Here is a 15,532-nt window from a genome sequence, read left to right as displayed (position 1 = left end):
TTGCTTAAGTCTATGTTTAATATTTTTTAATTTTATCTACAACTTGTTGGATAATCCAATCAGGAGTGCTAGCTCCTGCAGTTATTCCACACAATTTTTTATTCTCAAACCATGAAGAATCTAGTTCAGTTTCATTTTCAATTAGGTAAGAATCGTTGCAATTTTCTAAAGAAATAGTGTGTAATTGTTTAGTATTTGAAGAGTTTTTTCCTCCAATAATAACCATAATATCAACCTCTTTTGAAAGATCTCTTGCAGCATCTTGGTTCTCAAATGTTGCATCACAAATAGTATTAAATACTCTAACTTCCTTATTTTTTAATATTAAACTATTAACGATATCTAGATAAATCTCTTTTTTTCTAGTTGTTTGAGCTATTGTTGCAATTTTATCATTTTTAAAGTTTATACTGTCAAGTTCACTTTTTTCTAAGATTACATGTACATCATCTAAATCTTCGCCATATGATTTTACACCTTTTACTTCAGGGTGCTCACTATCACCAAAAATTAATATTGAATATCCCTCTTGAGACATTTTTTTAACTATTTGTTGTGGAGTCGTAACAAAAGGACAAGTTGCATTTATAACCTTTGCATCTTTTGCTCTTAAATCTTTTAAATCTTGTTTGGGTATACCATGAGTTCTAATGATTACTGTATCATTTGGTTTCACTTCATTTAAATCTCTATAAAGACCAACTTTATAATCATTTTGTAGTCTATCTATTTCATTTTTATTGTGGATCAAAGGTCCCATTGTTGCAGAATTTTCATATTTTTGTGCAATATCTATTGCTCTTTTAACTCCAAAACAAAAACCATAACTAGATGCTAATTTTACTTCCATATATAAAACCTTTAAGTTAATACTATTTAAATATTTTTTCGTAAAGATAGTAAAACTATCTTAAACGAAATAATGAGTAATAAAACTACTTATTGTTTTTAAGCTTTTAGGGAATCTAAAATCTCTTTGAAATTTGGAAATGAAGTTAAAATACAATCAACATCTTCAATCTCCATCCCACAGTTTAGTCCAGCAATTGAGAAACTCATTGCAATTCTGTGGTCACCATGGGAATTGATTTTAGCCTTTTTTAAAGAACCACCAAGAATTTCGTAACCATCTTCAAACTCTGTGTATTCAACACCACACTTTTCTAAATTTGAAACAACAGCTTTGATTCTATCACTTTCTTTAACTCTTAACTCTTCAGCATTTTTTACTAAAGATTTCCCTTTTGCTAAACTCATTGCAATAGAGAGTGCTGGTAACTCATCAATAAGCCATGAGATATGTTCTTCTACAACAACCCCATTTAACTCTTTGTATTTAATTTCTATATCACCAATTGGTTCATAGATATCCTCTTTTTTAATAAAATTAACTTCAACCCCCATTCTTTTAAGAACTTCATAGGCTCCAATTCTAGTTGGATTTAAAGTTACATTTTTAATCAATACTCTTGAATTTGGTGTAATTGCTGCTGCTACTGCAAAGAAAAATGCAGATGAAGGATCTGTTGGAACAGTTATATTAAGTGGCTTTAGATGACCATCTAAAGGGTGGATGTTTATGTAACCTTCATTATCCGTTTCAATTTGTGCTCCCATACCTTTTAACATTCTTTCAGTATGATCTCTAGTTAACTCATTCTCTTTATATTTTGAAACTCCTGTTGCTCGAAGTGCTGCTAAAATAAGGGCAGATTTAACTTGGGCAGAATCAACTGGTGATTCATAAACAAAAGGTTTTAACTCTTTAACACCTCTAATAAATAAAGGAGCTTTATTCCCATTATCTCTTCCATCAATATTTGCCCCAATACTTCTTAAAGGATTAGCAACTCTTTTCATAGGTCGCTCTCTTAAGTATTTGTCTCCTGTTAGAGTAAAAGCACCATCAACCGAAGCTAAAAGACCACAAAAAAGTCTCATCCCTGTTCCTGCATTTCCACAATCAAGTACATCTTTTGCTTCTGTCAATTTATCAGCTGGAGTAATCTCTACACTTGAACCATCTCTTTTAACTTTTGCTCCAAGTTGCTCAACAATACTTAAAGAGTTTAGAGTATCTTCTGCTGTTAAAAAGTTTTTAATATATGAAGTTTCATTAGAAAAAATAGAAAACATTGCACATCTATGTGATATTGATTTATCACTTGCTATTGAGTCAATCTCAATATCAAAAGCTTTATCTAATTTCTCAATATTAAAGTTTTCCATTTTTTCCCTTTTTATTAATCTCTTAGTGCTAATCCAAGCTCTTCATTTAATGAGTTAATGATTTTATTCATTGAACTTGTAATATCATCTTCTTCTAAAGTTTTTTCATGATTTTGAAGAACAAATCTAATTGTTAAACTATCTTTATCCCCTAATTTTTCATCACTATAAATATCTATTAAATTAAACTGTTTAATATTTTCATCATTTATAGAATTTATTACATTTTTAATCTCTTTATATTCTAAAGATTTAGGTACAACAATACTTAAATCTTTTTTTGAAGCTTGGAATTTAGAATACTTTTCAACTTTTGTTAAATCATTTTTGATTTTATCAAAATCGATTTCTGCTATAAAAGTATCACTTAAGTCATAATCATTTGCAACACTTGGGTGAAGTTTTGAAATGAATCCAATTTTTTCACCATCAATTATTACTGAAGCATTTTGATATGGGTGGATTAAGTCATTTTCAATTTTTTCCATTGGCTCTAATTCAAATTTTCCAACAGTATTTAAAACTTTTTTAGCAAATAAGAAGAAATCAATATTTTCTGGTTTCCCAGAATTTGAGATTGATTCAAGCTCTTTTTGTCCCGAGAATACAAATGATATTTTTGTTGACTCAACTCTTTTTTCATCAAACACTTTTCCTAGTTCAAAAAATGCCATAGATTTTAAACCAAATTTTACATTGTTTGAACATGCTTCAACAAGGTTTAGTAAAATTGTAGTTCTAAATGTATCTAGCTCTTTTACAATTGGATTTAAAATATCAAGCTCTTCTTTGACAGTAGGAAGTGAATACTTTTCTAATTTTTCTTTATCTGCAAATACATAAGTTAATGTTTCGTAAAAACCATTTGTAATAGCCTTTGCTCTTAAATCGTTTTTCTTAATTAAATTAATTGAAGTCTGATTTATTCTATTTACTTCATCAATTGCAAGTGGTTTTGCCTTGATATTATCAATACCAATAATTCTAACAACTTCTTCAGTGATATCAGCAATATTTTTTATATCATGTCTATATAGTGGGATTTTAATAGAAAGAACATTTTTATCTGTATCTTTTACTTCAAAACCTAATGAACTTAATATTTTTTCTATTTTTACTTTTTCTATATCTTGACCAATAATTGCATTGATTTTATTAATATTCGCATCAATCATTAACTCTTCATCTGTATCTAAAGAAAGTTCTCTACCATTATAGATTTTTGCACCAAATTTTGAGATAAATGTACAGAAAGTATCTATTCCCATTTTGATATCAGGTTCACTTCCCCTTGAACTTTTATAATAAACATCACCAGTTTTCTTTTTAGTTTCAAACACTTTTTTAGATAAAGTTTCAGGGTTTGTATAACTTGCTTCTATAATATACTCATTACCTTTGTCCTTGTTAATATCAGCATGAGAGATACAAATAGTACTTAATTTTTCATCTCCTGTAACTGTATCAAATCCATCTTCATCTTTATCAAGTGTAATTGCAGTAATAGAGTTTTGTGCTTTTGCATCAGATTTTGCATAAGCATTTAAAATAACACCTGTTGAATGTGTTATATAAGTTAAAGCATCATCTAAATCTTTTTCTTTAAATTTATCAATAACACCAACTCTTAGTTTTTGTAATACTGGAAGTTTAAAATCTTTTGTATTTGCTACTGTATAGATGAAAATTGAGTCAAGGTTGGATTTAGTTTGTACTTCTAAAACTTGTCCAATACCTAAATTGTTTGTTTCAATTTCAATTTCTTGTTCAATAAGTGGAAGATTGTAAAATGCTCTTAACTCTCTTGCAACACCATTAATACTTAAACAATCACCTCTATTTGCAGTTAGTTCAATCTCAATAATATCGTCATTTAAAAGTGGATAATCACTTAATTGTTTACCAATAATTAATTCACCAATTGAATCATCTAATTCTAAAATTCCATCATTTAATTTTGCTAAACCAATTTCAGTAGAAGAACAAATCATACCATTTGATTCAACACCTCTAAGTTTTGCTTTTTTTATTTTAAAACCACCACCTAAGTCACAACCATTTACAGCTACTGGTACAAATTGACCCGCAGCTACATTTTTAGCTCCACATACAATCTGAACAGTTTCTGATCCAATATCAACTTGACAGATATTTAATTTATCAGCATCTGGATGTTTTTCTTTTTCTAAAACTTTTCCAACTACAACATTTTTAGGAATTTTTTGTTCCTCTAAACTATCAACTTCTAATCCAATTGAGTTTAAAGTTTTACAAATATCTTCTGTACTTATTGATGAAATATCAATATATTCTTGTAACCATGCTCTAGTAACTATCATTTAAACTGTCCTAATAATCTTATGTCGCTTTCAAATAGAGATCTTAAATCTCCAATATTATGAATAAGCATTGCGAATCTTTCAACACCTAATCCAAATGCGTATCCTGATTTATTTTCATAACCTACTGCTTTAAATACATTTTGATCAACTACTCCACAACCAAGAACTTCTAGCCATCCTGTGTGTGAACATACTCTACATCCATCGCCTTTACAAAATACACATGAGATATCAACTTCCGCTGATGGCTCTGTAAATGGGAAGAATGAAGGTCTAAATCTAACATCAACATCACCAAACATATGGTGTAAGAATTCCACTAGTACGTGTTTTAAATTGGCAAATGAGATTTTATCTGCTTCATCAACAACTAATGCTTCAATTTGATGGAACATTGGAGTGTGAGTTAAATCAAAGTCTCTTCTAAACACTGTACCTGGTGCAATCATTCTAATTGGTGTATCTTTGTCTTGGCCTAACATAGTTCTAATTTGTGTAGGAGAAGTATGTGTTCTTAAAAGTGTATAATCTTTGTTGTAAAATGTATCCTGCATATCTCTTGCGGGGTGATATTTAGGTAAATTTAATGCTTCAAAGTTATGGAAATCATCTTCAACTAATGGACCCTCTTCAACTGCAAAATTTAAATTTTGAAAATATTCTATGATTCTGTCCATTGTTAATGTTACAGGGTGAACTGCACCACATGAAAGTTCATTATTGAATTTTGTTACATCAATTTTATCAGCTTTTAATTTAGCTTCAAGTGCTTCTTTCTCTAAAATAACTTTTTTTGTTTCTAATGCTTCTGTTATTTGTGCTTTTTGTTTATTTAAGTTTGCAGCAAATTCTTTTTTTTCTGGACCTGGAATATCCTTCATTTTTGCAAACTGTGCAGTAATAACACCTTTTTTACCTAAAGTCTCAACTCTCAAGTTTTCTAGTACTTCAAGTGATTCGGCACTATTAATTTTTTCTAGCCATTGCGTCACTTTTGTTCTCCTGCTTTATTGTGTGTATCTATAATTTTTAGGGATTATACTCAAAAATTTATTAGAGATTGGTTATAATATTTTTTAAACTATTTAAAGGGAAATCTATGTGTATTTTTTGCAAAATTGTAAATGGTGAAATACCTAATCAAACAGTACTTGAAGATGAAAATTTTTTGGCATTTAATGATATTAATCCAGCTAGAAAAGTCCATGTCTTAGTTATTCCAAAAGAGCATTATGATTCATTTGATGTTGTGCCACCGAAGATTATGGCAGATATGACTGAGTTTATTCAAAAAACAGTATCTAAATTAGGTATTAGAGAGTCAGGTTATAGGTTAATTACAAATATTGGAAGTGATGGAGGACAAGAAGTTCCACACTTACATTTTCATATACTTGGTGGAGAGCCAGCTGGTAAATTAGTTAGATAGGAGTTTTAATAAACTCTTATCTTAACCTTCAAATCTTCCTAAGTTCATAAGTTTTTCATATTTTAATTGAAGTCTTTGTGCTGGAGTTAATTTTTTTAGTTCTTCTAAAGTAGAAATAAAATAATCACCTAAAGCTTTAATCGCCTCATCTTTTTGTCTATGAGCACCAATTAAAGGTTCTTTTACCACATCATCAACTAATTCTAATTCTTTTAAATTTTCAGCTGTAATCTTTAGGGCATTTGCTGCAGTTTCTGCTTTTGCTGGGTCATTCCATAAAATTGCACTACAACCTTCAGGTGAAATAACTGCATATACAGAATATCTCATCATAGCTAATTTGTCTGCAACAGAAATAGCTAAAGCACCACCTGAACCACCTTCTCCAATTACAATAGATACAGTAGGAACTGTTAAATCAGAAAATTCATATAGATTTTTTGCAATAGCTTCTGATTGGTTTCTTTCTTCAGCTCCAATTCCAGGATATGCACCCGGAGTGTCCACTAACATTAAAATAGGAATCCCAAATTTCTCAGCTAGATTTGCAGCTCTTAAAGCTTTTCTATATCCTTCTGGACTTGGCATACCAAAGTTTCTTTTGATTTTACCCTTTGTTCCTCGTCCTTTTTGTTCACCGATAACCATAACTTTTTGATTACCAATATATCCTAAGTAACAAACAATTGCATGGTCATCTACGTAATGTCTATCACCATGAATCTCATAGGCATTTGTCATTAATCCATTGATATAATCCATTGCATATGGTCTATCTGGATGTCTTGCTAATTGAAGTTTCTGATAATCACTTAAATTTTTAAAAGTTTTTTCAACTTCTTTTTCTAGTTTTTTTTCTAAAATCTCTACAGCATGATCATCATTTTTAGTTTTTGCAACTATAATATCTTCTTCTATTTTTTTTATTTTGTCTTCAAAATCTAAATAAGTTGCCAAAATTCAGTCCCTTAAAATTACTTGATTTTCTTAAAAATTACTGATGCATTAGTTCCACCAAAACCAAAGTTATTACTCATAACTGTATCTAAAACACTTTCCCTTGCATTATCAGGAACATAATCTAGAGTACACTCTTCATCTTGATTTTGAATATTAATTGTTGGAGGAATTATACCTTCGTTTAATGATTTAATTGCAAAAATTGCTTCAATTGCACCAGCAGCACCTAAACAGTGACCAATTTGACCTTTAGTAGATGTTACAGGTGGAGCATTTTCCGCCCCTTCAAATAATTCAACAATTGCTTTTGATTCATTTACATCTCCAACAGGAGTTGATGTACCGTGTGTATTAATATAATCAATTTTAATTTTTTCACCAATTGTTGCTTCTGCCATATTAACAGCAGCTCTCATTGCTCTTAATGGTCCATCCATTACAGGAGCAGTAATATGGTTTGCATCTGCAGATTCACCAAATCCTATAACTTCACAATAAATTTTTGCACCTCTTGCAACAGCTGCATCATACTCTTCAAGAACTAATGCTCCTGCACCTTCTCCCATTACAAATCCATCTCTATCTTTGTCAAATGGTCTTGAAGCTGTTTTTGGATCATCATTTCTTGTTGATAATGCTCTCATAGATGCGAATCCACCAACACCAGCACCACAAATGGCACTTTCTGCACCAACAACTAAAACTTTGTCAGCAGAATTTATTTTAATTGTTTTTACTGCATCATTAAGTGCATGCGTTGAAGCAGCACAAGCTGTAACATGAGATAATGAAGGACCTTTTAAATTATGCTCAATTGAAATAAATCCACCTAACATATTAACTAATGAAGAAGGAATAAAGAATGGAGATATTCTTTTTGGACCTCTATTAGCACATACTACAGAGTTTCTTTCAATTGTAGATAATCCACCTATACCTGAAGCTGAGATAAGACCAAATCTATCAGCTATAGAATCATCAACTTTTTTATTTTCAGCATTTACAAATCCAGAATCAATCATTGCTTCTAAAGCAGCCTTAATTCCTAATTGAATAAATCTATCAGCTTTTTTTACCTCTTTTTTGTCCATTACAGTTGTAGGGTCGAAATCTTTTACCTCTCCTGCAATTTGTACAGGATACTCACTTGCATCAAAAAGTGTGATTCTATCAATACCACAAACTCCATCAACAACCGCTTTAAACGATTCTTCTACACTATGACCTACAGAATTAATTGTTCCTAAACCAGTTATAACAACTCTTCTCATTAAACATGCTCCACATCAAATATTTTTATAATTCAATCTTTAAAGAAAAACTCAATAATACAAATAAAAAGTGAGAAAAAAAAGCCAGTATGACTACTGGCTTTCACATAATTTACAAAGCTTATAAATTACGCGTTATCTTCGATGTATTTAATAGCGTCAGCTACTGTTAAAATACCTTCAGCATCTTCATCAGGGATTTCGATATCGAATTTTTCTTCTAACGCCATAACTAATTCTACAACGTCAAGTGAATCTGCACCTAAATCCTCAATAAATTTAGAATCCTCTTTAACTTCAGCTGGATCGCAATCTAATTGTTCAACAACAACTTCTTTTACATCATCTAATAATGCCATACTCATTTCCTTTTATAAATTTATCGCCAAATTATACCACAAAAAAATTTAATTAATCTTTCTTATACGTATAACCCACCATTTACTTTTAATATTTCGCCTGTAATATACGAAGAATGGTCACTTAAAAGAAACGCAACTGCATCTGCAATTTCGCTTGGTTGACCAAATCTACTTAATGGAATATTTTTTTCATATTCTGCTTTAACTTCATCTTTTAATTCATCAGTCATATCTGTTTGAATAAATCCTGGAGTTACTGCATTGTATCTAATCCCTCTAGCTGCTGCTTCTTTAGCAAAAGATTTAGTCATAGCGTTTAAGCCACCTTTTGATGCAGAGTAGTTAGTTTGACCTGGGTTCCCCATCTCCCCAACAATTGAAGAGATATTTACAATAGATCCAAATCTTTTTTTACCCATAGCTTTTAAAGCGCCCTTACATCCAATAAATGCAGAAGTTAAGTTTGCAGTAATTACATCATTAAAGTCTTCAACAGACATTCTTAATGCCAATTTATCTTTTGTAATACCAGCATTATTAACTAAATATGCTAGCTCTCCATCTGCATCAACAATTGTTTTAATTGCAGCAGTAAATTCATCTTCTTTTGTTACATCAGCTTTAATAATTGCAGCTTTTCCGCCAGCAGCTTCAATCTCTTCTTTGATTTTTTCTGCAGCTTCGGCACCACTTCTATAGTTGATCCACACTTTTAATCCATAGTTTGCTAAAGTTTTTGCAATTTGTGCACCAATTCCTCTTGAAGCCCCAGTAACAAGTACATTTGTTCCTGTAAAATTCATACTCAATTTCCTTTTAAAAATTTAATTTTGTGCATTATATCTAAACGCCTCTTTTATTGTCCCAAACTCTTATATGAAGCCTATCACAATATTTAAAACCATTTTCTATTGACATATCAATTACTGTTTCACAATTTGTGTTAATCTCTTGGGCTGTATCACCCATAGGCATTAGATACACTTCTACTTTTGGAATTTCAGATAAAATAGCTTTAATCTCTTTATTTGCTTGATCTTTAAAATCTTTGTCAATGACAAATTTTAGGTATGAGTCTTTTGTTTTATCAATAATTGATGTTAAGGTATCAATATTAACCCTTTTTTTTAATGGCTCTAAAGAGTTAGATAGTTTTACACTCATTGAAAAAAGTATTTTTTCTTGATAATCTTGGGTGAAGTTTATATTTAATGAGGCATTTGTTTCAATTGTTACTTTATAATTATTTTCTACATAATATTTTAATAAAGATTGGAACTGTTCATTTTGCCAATAAAGCAATGGTTCTCCCCCTGTTATTACAATATCAACATTATAATTTGGTTTTAATTCTTCGACTTTTTTTATAATATCTTTGCAAGACATTTTATGCCATTGCTCTTTAAAAGCTGTATCAACTGCATAGTATGAGTCACATGAACATTTTTTAATACCACTTGGCGTCTCATATTCAACATTAAAACCAACACATTTCATATTACATTTTCCAACTCTAATAAAAATAGAAGGTGTCCCTATTAACTTACCTTCACCTTGTATAGTTGGTCCAAAGATTTCATTTATCTCAAGCATCAAATTTGTATCTCTTTTTATTTTTTCGCAATACTACCATTTTAAACTTAGTAGATTTTTATTCATCACAAGATGTAATTTTATCTTTTCCAGTTTTTTTAGATTTGTATAAAAGTTTATCTACTCTTTTATAAATAGTTTCAGCACTATCATTTTTAAGTACTTGAACAAGTCCCCCACTAATAGTTATAGGAGTTTTATCATCCACTTTTAGATTTTTTCTTAGTAATTGCAGTATTTTATTTGAAACTATTTTTGCTGTTTCAAGTTGTGTATTTGGAAGCAATATAGCAAACTCTTCCCCACCCATTCTATATAGTTCATCATTAACTCTAATATGCTCTTTTACTATTTCACAAAAGTTTATTAATACTTCATCTCCTTTATAGTGACCAAAAGTGTCGTTTATTCTTTTAAAGTCATCTAAATCAACATAAATTATTGAAAAGTAAATATTATACCTTGTATATTCATTTAAAAGCTCATCGATTTTTTCATTATAAGCAGTCCTATTGTAAGCTTTTGTTAAAGAATCTTTTAATGCTTGTTCTCTTATCTCATGAGTTTGCTCTTGTACCTTTTGTTCAAGAGTTTCATTTAATTCTTTTAATTGTATCTCTTGTTTCTTCTTTTGGGATATATCAATTATCATTCCAATAAATTCAAAATTAGCCAATTCGTTAGAGTAGCTGTTTTCAAGTGCATTCGCAGAAAAATCAACAATTATATTTGTTTTATCTTTTTTTATTAAAACCAATTCCCCACTAAATGTTCTTTTTTCTTTTATTTGTTTAAAAAGTTTTAATTCTAGCAATTTGTCTTTTTTGTAGATTGTTCTAATGTTTTTACCAATGATTTCATCTTTTTCAAATCCTAACATTTCAGAGAATTTTTCATTTGCCCATAAAAAATGATTGTTCTTTATATGAAAAATTCCAGCAGTTTTTAATTGAATAAGCGCTGAGTTTTCAGCATTTAATTTACTATTTAACTTTTCTTGCAATTTTAGTTTTTCAATTTTTGTTAAGTGATATTTATATAATGTGATAATTAAAATAAAAATTAAAAATCCAAGAAGGTAAATTAAGTTGGTGTTGTTTTTTTCAACTTTATACTCTTTTAAAATATATCTTTGTCTAATTTGATTGAAATTTTTGTTTTTTTCAAGGTAAATAATTGTTTTATCTAAAATGTTTTTTAATAAACCTAAATCTTTGTTTACAGCTAATCCGCCATTGATTTTTGCATTAGTCAAAATTTCATTTACTTTAAATTTGTCAAAACCATATTTTTGAATTATCCTTTCAGCATAAATACCTAAAGATAAAAATGACGAATGTTCGTCTTTAGAAATAATATCCATAATCTTATCAATATCTTTTTCTACTACAATATTTAATTCAGGATAAAAACTATTAATAAGTTTTTTATGAACCTCAAAATGTACATAAAAAACTCTATCTCTTGGTAGTTTATCAATAATATTAATTACTGGAACTTTTATTGATGAAATAATCCAAAAATCATCCCATAGAAATGGTGTTGTTACTGTAAAATTTTTAAATCTTTTCGATTTTGGTGACACCGATGAGATTAAATCACATTCACCTTTTTTAGCTCTTTGATTTAATTGTGAATTTGATGTTGAGGCAATAGCTTTAAAGTTTATATTTAGCAAATTGGAAACATTATCTAAATACTCACCCATGATACCAATTACTTTTTCTGATTTTACACCATCAAAGGGGTAAAAATTGTACTGAGTACATATTGTGAAATCAGTATTTTGAGATAAGAAAAGTTGTTCTTTCTTGGTTAACTTTATATATGGATTTTTATGTTCATAAATAAAGTTATCAAGTTTTTTAAAGTTTAACTTATCATCAAATCTTAACGCAAAATTTGATGCTATTTGTCTTAATTTTATAGGTTCTATTTTCCCAAAATATTTCAAATCTCCTACTGCTAGTCTTTTTAAACTTTTTGCTTCATAAAGTAAAGATTCTTTACTTTTATTTTGGGTATTGTATTTTTTTAATATTACATCTACTGTTTCTTCTATATTTTCAAGAGCATAGATCCATCCTTTTATTGAAGCATTATAAAAGTTTTCCACAATTTCTGGATTTTCTTTTATTAATTTATTACTTGCAAAAATCATATCTCCATAAAAATCTATCCCCCAATCTTTTGGATTTATAATTAAAGGTTCGAAACCTTTTTCTTTTAACAAATAAGGCTCATTTGAAATATATCCACTTATTAAGTCAGTTTTATTACTAATTAAATCATCTATACTAAAGGTTGGATTTTTTTTAATAAAATTTACTCTTGAATTTATGAGCAAATTTTGTATTGCTATATTTGCAATAGAATAATTTGGAATTTCAATAATTTTGTTTTCTAATTTATTGGGGTGGTCAAGTTGATTTTTCTTTAATCCAACTAAAACTAAAGGGGAGTGTTGAAACACTGAGAATAAAGCAGTTATCTCTTTACCATTCATTTTTTCAAAGATGATAGATGAATCACCAACACCAAAAGTAAATTTATTGTTTAATACTGATTCAATAGGTCTTTGTTCTTGTAATTCATCAATTTTTACATTTAGATTAAACTCATTATAAAAACCCTTTTCTTTTGCCATATAAAAACCAGCAAATTGAAATTGATGTTTCCATTTAAGTTGGAGTGAAACATTATTCTTCCCATATAATAAATTAAACGAAGAAAAAAGAAAAATAAAAGCAAGGAAAAGTAATCTCATAATCAGTCCTTGTTACAATTGTTAATTATAGCACAAGAGTTGAGAGTTCAATCTAAGATGTTATTTTTAACCTTATGCAAATACATGACTTTTACTTTTTGGTGTTTCTGCAAATTCTACACTTGCTACTTTAATACCTATTTCAGACATTTTTTTCTGTGCAATTTTTAAAAACCAAGCAGATAAGTTTTCACTAGTTGGTACAAAGTTAACTAATATATACCCCTCATACATCTCTATTATGTGTTTTGGTTCATCTTTTATTTTTGTTAAATCAGGAATATAATAACCCTCATCAAACTTAATTAATTCATCTTTTTTATAATGGGGTAGAAGAGTTTCAAATAGTGGGTCATTTAAATCAAGTATGAATTTATGATCTAAGGTATCATCTAAAAAGGCTTTAAACCAATTTAGATGTTTAAAATCTGTAACCATACCATTTTGTAATTGAGATGATTCAAGGTAAATTACAATTTTTCCTTGATGTCCATGAAGGTGTCTACACTTTAAACAAGGGTCCAATGAAAACTCAGGGTTCAATTCTTGCGACCAAACTCTATGACCATAACAAAAGTCAAATGATTTAGAAATTTTCCAAGTCAAAATTAGGCCTTATAAGGAATTGGGTCAGTTATATTTGCTTCTTTAAAACCATTAAGTCTTAATCTGCATGAGTCACAAACTCCACATGCTTCATCTTCCTCTTTATAACATGACCATGTGTGTTTTAATGGTACATCTAACTCAATTGCCTTTTTAACAATATCTTTTTTCATAAGTTTAACAAGGGGAGTTTTTATTTCTATTTTTGTTGTTTCTTTAGTCCCTTCATTTATTGCACTAGTCATTTTAGAAATAAATGAATCAGTACAATCTGGATATCCAGAACTATCCTCTTCAACAACACCAATAAATAGCACTTGTGCTTCTTCTTTTTCTGCAATTGCCGTTGCAATTGATAAAAATATACCATTTCTAAATGGTACATATGTAATTGGAACACCAGGTTCAACACCCCCAGTTGGGACATCTATTGAAGCATCGGTTAAGGCACTTGCTCCAATTTGAGTGAAGAATGGGATATCAATTTCATATTTTTCTTTTATTTGTAAATCTTCACAGATATCTCTAAAGGCTTTTAATTCCCTTTTTTCTGTTCTTTGTCCATAATTAAAATGAACGGCAATAATCTCATAACCTTCATTCTTAGCTATATAAGAGCTAAGTGTAGAATCCATTCCTCCACTTAAAATACAAACTGCTCTTTTAGTTAATTTGTTACTCATATGTTAAAAAATCCTTACTATTTTTTTCAAAGAAGTTCCAATTTATTGGTAAAATTTTTACTAATGAATCTTTTTTAATATTTGAAACATTTTCATCTAAGACAATTAAACAATTACTTCTACTTAGAGTTGAAACCATTCCAGGGCTTCTTTTTTGCTCACTAATGAAATATTCACCATCAAAATATCCTGGGACAATAGTTATTCTTCCTTTTTTGTTATGAAAGTCCTCGCCCATTTTTGCATTTATAAAGTTATGATGTATCTTATTTGAACCTATTAATTTTTGAATTAAGATTTTCCCAAAAAATTCAAAAATTAAAGCACTCGCTAGTGGATTTCCTGGAAGGTTTAAAATATATGTATCTTTTATCTTCCCTAAAACTGTAGGTTTTCCAGGTTTTATTTTTATTCCATCAAAAATATTTTGACAGTCAAACTCTTTAAAAGCATCCTTTGTAAAATCTGCATCTCCCACAGAAACACCACCTGAAGTGATTATCAAATTAGCATCTAGTGAGTTTGTAACTAATTCTTTAATTGATTCAATTGAATCTCTTGCTTGACCTGTAAAATCAACTTGGCATCCAAGTTCTTTACATCTACTCATAAAAGTAGGGGTATTTGAATTGTATATTTGGTAATCTTCTGCTTTCTCATAATGAAGTTTTAATTCTTCGCCACTTGAAAAGATTACAATTTTTGGTTTTTTATAAACTTTTATATGGGAAACTCCTTGACTAGATAGCAAGGTTACCTTTGAAAAGTTTATTTCATCTCCAATATTAATTAAAAGCTCATTTTCATTAATATCTTCACCAATAAATCTTATATGTTGAAACTTTTTTATTGTATTTGGTACTTTAATTTTGTCATTGTCTAGGTATTGACAATTCTCTTTTGGAATAATAGCTGTACAGTTTTTGGGAATCCTAGCTCCTGTCATTATCTTAACAGCTTGAGAATTTTTTAGTAAGGTATCATTATCATCACCTGCAAAAATAGTATCTACAATACTTAATTCTTCATCTTTGTTTTCATAAATTATTCCATATCCATCCATTGCAGAATTATTAAATCTTGGTAAAGATATTTTAGCAATTATATCTTGAGCACTTATTCTTCCATGTGCATCTTCTATGGGAATAATTTCAAATTTTAGAGTTGTATTTATATTTGTGATTTTATTTAATGCTTCGCTTACATCTATAGCCATATGCCTATCCTTTTTTTATGACAACTAGGATATAATAGCGAAATTTTTTAAAAGTGAGATTAACATATGGAATT

The 15,532-nt window shown here is 29.2% G+C and carries 14 protein-coding genes; 1 reads left to right on the top strand and 13 read right to left on the bottom strand.

Annotation, left to right across the window (positions count from 1 at the left end):
* Positions 1-16: 16 nt before the first annotated feature.
* The 4 genes from AC2TY9_RS01005 to pheS form a co-directional block, all read right to left on the bottom strand.
* Complete coding sequence (locus AC2TY9_RS01005; RefSeq protein WP_489778871.1) at positions 17-850, bottom strand: 4-hydroxy-3-methylbut-2-enyl diphosphate reductase; 834 nt, start codon at positions 848-850, stop codon at positions 17-19.
* Between the two features lie 98 nt (positions 851-948).
* Positions 949-2,229, bottom strand: coding sequence for a 3-phosphoshikimate 1-carboxyvinyltransferase (gene aroA / locus AC2TY9_RS01000; protein WP_489778869.1), 1,281 nt, complete (start codon positions 2,227-2,229; stop codon positions 949-951).
* Positions 2,230-2,243: 14 nt separating this feature from the next.
* Complete coding sequence (gene pheT, locus AC2TY9_RS00995; protein ID WP_489778868.1) at positions 2,244-4,568, bottom strand: phenylalanine--tRNA ligase subunit beta; 2,325 nt, start codon at positions 4,566-4,568, stop codon at positions 2,244-2,246.
* Complete coding sequence (gene pheS / locus AC2TY9_RS00990; protein WP_489778866.1) at positions 4,565-5,563, bottom strand: phenylalanine--tRNA ligase subunit alpha; 999 nt, start codon at positions 5,561-5,563, stop codon at positions 4,565-4,567. Before pheS ends, pheT begins: the two co-directional genes overlap by 4 nt.
* 107 nt (positions 5,564-5,670) lie before the next feature.
* Between pheS and AC2TY9_RS00985 the strand changes: the two genes are divergently transcribed.
* Positions 5,671-6,000: a histidine triad nucleotide-binding protein gene (locus AC2TY9_RS00985; RefSeq protein ID WP_489778864.1), complete on the top strand. Its 330-nt coding sequence runs from the start codon at positions 5,671-5,673 to the stop codon at positions 5,998-6,000.
* A gap of 21 nt (positions 6,001-6,021) precedes the next feature.
* Here the strand turns inward: AC2TY9_RS00985 and accA are convergent, their stop codons facing one another.
* From accA to AC2TY9_RS00940, 9 genes are all read right to left on the bottom strand, one after another.
* A complete protein-coding gene (gene accA / locus AC2TY9_RS00980; protein ID WP_489778862.1) occupies positions 6,022-6,957 on the bottom strand; it encodes an acetyl-CoA carboxylase carboxyl transferase subunit alpha in 936 nt (311 codons plus the stop codon).
* 17 nt (positions 6,958-6,974) lie between these two features.
* A complete protein-coding gene (locus AC2TY9_RS00975) occupies positions 6,975-8,231 on the bottom strand; it encodes a beta-ketoacyl-ACP synthase II (RefSeq protein WP_489778860.1) in 1,257 nt (418 codons plus the stop codon).
* 128 nt (positions 8,232-8,359) lie between these two features.
* Positions 8,360-8,590, bottom strand: coding sequence for an acyl carrier protein (acpP, locus tag AC2TY9_RS00970; protein ID WP_044416373.1), 231 nt, complete (start codon positions 8,588-8,590; stop codon positions 8,360-8,362).
* A gap of 62 nt (positions 8,591-8,652) precedes the next feature.
* Positions 8,653-9,396, bottom strand: coding sequence for a 3-oxoacyl-ACP reductase FabG (gene fabG, locus AC2TY9_RS00965; protein WP_489778857.1), 744 nt, complete (start codon positions 9,394-9,396; stop codon positions 8,653-8,655).
* 40 nt (positions 9,397-9,436) lie between these two features.
* Positions 9,437-10,186 carry a 7-carboxy-7-deazaguanine synthase QueE gene (locus AC2TY9_RS00960; protein ID WP_489778855.1) on the bottom strand — a complete coding sequence of 250 codons (750 nt, stop codon included), beginning with the start codon at positions 10,184-10,186 and terminating at the stop codon, positions 9,437-9,439.
* 58 nt (positions 10,187-10,244) lie between these two features.
* Positions 10,245-12,953 carry a diguanylate cyclase gene (locus AC2TY9_RS00955; protein WP_489778853.1) on the bottom strand — a complete coding sequence of 903 codons (2,709 nt, stop codon included), beginning with the start codon at positions 12,951-12,953 and terminating at the stop codon, positions 10,245-10,247.
* Between the two features lie 72 nt (positions 12,954-13,025).
* The gene (locus tag AC2TY9_RS00950; RefSeq protein WP_489778852.1) at positions 13,026-13,559 is read right to left on the bottom strand and encodes a 6-carboxytetrahydropterin synthase; all 534 of its coding nucleotides are present in this window, start codon (positions 13,557-13,559) and stop codon (positions 13,026-13,028) included.
* Between the two features lie 2 nt (positions 13,560-13,561).
* Positions 13,562-14,242, bottom strand: coding sequence for a 7-cyano-7-deazaguanine synthase QueC (queC, locus tag AC2TY9_RS00945; protein ID WP_489778850.1), 681 nt, complete (start codon positions 14,240-14,242; stop codon positions 13,562-13,564).
* A complete protein-coding gene (locus AC2TY9_RS00940) occupies positions 14,235-15,458 on the bottom strand; it encodes a molybdopterin molybdotransferase MoeA (RefSeq protein WP_489778848.1) in 1,224 nt (407 codons plus the stop codon). Before AC2TY9_RS00940 ends, queC begins: the two co-directional genes overlap by 8 nt.
* Positions 15,459-15,532: the final 74 nt, after the last annotated feature.

The organism is Arcobacter sp. ISO1, assembly GCF_058105185.1.
This window is presented reverse-complemented; position numbering and strand designations above follow the sequence as displayed.

Bases quoted from the DNA above. Each gene is read 5' to 3' on its own strand.
- AC2TY9_RS01005 (WP_489778871.1), bottom strand. From the start codon at position 850: ATGGAAGTAAAATTAGCATCTAGTTATGGTTTTTGTTTTGGAGTTAAA.
- aroA (WP_489778869.1), bottom strand. From the start codon at position 2,229: ATGGAAAACTTTAATATTGAGAAATTAGATAAAGCTTTTGATATTGAG.
- pheT (WP_489778868.1), bottom strand. From the start codon at position 4,568: ATGATAGTTACTAGAGCATGGTTACAAGAATATATTGATATTTCATCA.
- AC2TY9_RS00985 (WP_489778864.1), top strand. From the start codon at position 5,671: ATGTGTATTTTTTGCAAAATTGTAAATGGTGAAATACCTAATCAAACA.
- AC2TY9_RS00975 (WP_489778860.1), bottom strand. From the start codon at position 8,231: ATGAGAAGAGTTGTTATAACTGGTTTAGGAACAATTAATTCTGTAGGT.
- acpP (WP_044416373.1), bottom strand. From the start codon at position 8,590: ATGGCATTATTAGATGATGTAAAAGAAGTTGTTGTTGAACAATTAGAT.
- fabG (WP_489778857.1), bottom strand. From the start codon at position 9,396: ATGAATTTTACAGGAACAAATGTACTTGTTACTGGGGCTTCAAGAGGA.
- AC2TY9_RS00960 (WP_489778855.1), bottom strand. From the start codon at position 10,186: ATGCTTGAGATAAATGAAATCTTTGGACCAACTATACAAGGTGAAGGT.
- AC2TY9_RS00955 (WP_489778853.1), bottom strand. From the start codon at position 12,953: ATGAGATTACTTTTCCTTGCTTTTATTTTTCTTTTTTCTTCGTTTAAT.
- queC (WP_489778850.1), bottom strand. From the start codon at position 14,242: ATGAGTAACAAATTAACTAAAAGAGCAGTTTGTATTTTAAGTGGAGGA.
- AC2TY9_RS00940 (WP_489778848.1), bottom strand. From the start codon at position 15,458: ATGGCTATAGATGTAAGCGAAGCATTAAATAAAATCACAAATATAAAT.